The organism is Vibrio sp. 2033, assembly GCF_033339735.1.
In genome coordinates this window covers 1-730 of the sequence record NZ_JAWOVC010000312.1, presented here as the reverse complement: position 1 = coordinate 730, position 730 = coordinate 1, and the positions used below count along the sequence as shown (strand labels likewise).

Genomic DNA, 730 nt, shown 5'->3' with positions numbered 1-730 from the left:
AGATTCCCGATGCGTGATTTCGCGGGCTTGGGAATCTCTTATTCGTTATCTACTTAATATCCATGTAGTTGTCTGCTTGGTGCCGATTTAAAGCTCGGTAATCGCTTTGCCTTTGCGTAATTTGCGTACCCACATACGGCTTGGGTGAAGTTCTGTCAGCACATCGACAGGGAGTGGCAGTGGATCGCCACAAATTTGAGATGCTAGCACTTCTGCCAACAGCGGCGCAGAGCTTAGACCTCGAGAGCCTAAACCTAAGAAGCAGAAAAGGTTAGGGAATTGGTGAATCGCTTCAACCTCTTCTTCTGCTTGATTTTGCAAATCTGCATATTGCGTTTTGATTGTGTCGAAATCACCCACGTTCCCAACAAACGGCAGATGGTCTCGACTCACGCAACGAATACCTTGGCGTGATAAATTGCCCGATGTATCCACTTCTTTGGTCCATTCCTGATTTGGAATGCATTTGACCAACTTTTCTACGTTATCTCGTTGTGCGTTTTCATCAAACTCATAGTCTAAATGACTGCGATCGTAACTGGCACCAATGCAAAGGTGTTGGTTATTTGGGTTAACAGGCGTCATGTAACCGTCGTAACACAGTACAGTTTTGAGTTTAGATAGGGTTTTCGTTGCTGGCGCGTGGCTCACTTGTCCTTTTACTTGTCCCATCGGCAAGGCTTCAGTTTGGCTTAGTGTTTGGAACTCGTTGCCGTTAGCAACTACAACG

At 46.0% G+C, this 730-nt stretch carries 1 protein-coding gene; it reads right to left on the bottom strand.

Translation table 11 applies throughout. From position 1 onward, the window contains the following. Window positions 1-87: 87 nt before the first annotated feature. Window positions 88-730: FAD-dependent 5-carboxymethylaminomethyl-2-thiouridine(34) oxidoreductase MnmC (gene mnmC / locus R7P74_RS26290; RefSeq protein WP_318123579.1), on the bottom strand; the 643-nt coding region annotated here is incomplete at its 5' end.